At 70.8% G+C, this 890-nt stretch carries 1 protein-coding gene; it reads left to right on the forward strand.

The annotated features are described in order from the left end of the window. A partial coding sequence (locus Y706_RS27020) for an FGGY-family carbohydrate kinase (protein ID WP_043436898.1) occupies positions 1–890 on the forward strand: 890 nt, incomplete at both ends.

Genomic DNA, 890 nt, shown 5'->3' on the forward strand with positions numbered 1-890 from the left:
AACGAGCCCGAGGTGTACCGGCGGGCCGCGTCGCTGCCCTCGGTCGGGGGCTACGCTGTCGCATGGATGACCGGCCGTTCGATCCAGGACCACGCGAATTCCTCGTCCTCGCTGCTCTATGACGTAGTGACCCGGGACTGGAGCGATGAACTCATCGACGCCGCCGGGCTGGACCGGGCCAAGCTTCCGGAGATCGGCCGCGCCACCGACGTCGCCGGGACCCTGACCGCGGAGGCGGCTGCGGCGCTGGGGCTGACCACGGGCTGCGCCGTTGTGGTCAGCACCGGCGATGACCACGCCGCATGCCTGGGCGCCGGCGGGGTCCGGCCCGGGGTGGTCGTCGATATCCTCGGCACGGCCGAACCGGTCGGCGTCTCCAGCGCCGTCCCGGTCTTCGACGAGACCAAACTCGTCGAGACCCACGCGCACGCCGTGGACGGCACCTACCTGATCGAGAACCCCGGCTTCGTCTCGGGCGGCAACACGCTGTGGTTTGCCCAGAACGTCCTAGGCGTCAGCCAGCAGGAGTTCTTCGACCGCGCCGCCCGCTCAGAGCCCGGCGCCCGCGGGGTCCGCTTCATCCCGGCACTGACCGGCTCCATGGCGCCCCGGTGGAACGACTCCCTGCGCGGGACGTTCGCCGGGCTGTCGATGAACCACGACTCCACCGACATGGCCCGGGCGATCATCGAGGCGAACTGCTTCGCGTTCCGTGACATCTACGACCGGATTGATGCGATGGGCCTGGCCCAGTCGGTCCGGGTCGTCGGCGGCGGGGCCCGCTCCGCGCTGTGGCTCTCGGCGAAGGCCACGCTCTGCAATACCCCGATCCAGAAGGTGCTCACCGAGGAGACCAGCGCCACCGGCGGGGCACTGCTCGCCGCCGTCGC

The sequence above is a fragment of the Arthrobacter sp. I3 genome (genome assembly GCF_000520575.1).
Lineage (GTDB): Bacteria > Actinomycetota > Actinomycetes > Actinomycetales > Micrococcaceae > Arthrobacter > Arthrobacter humicola_A.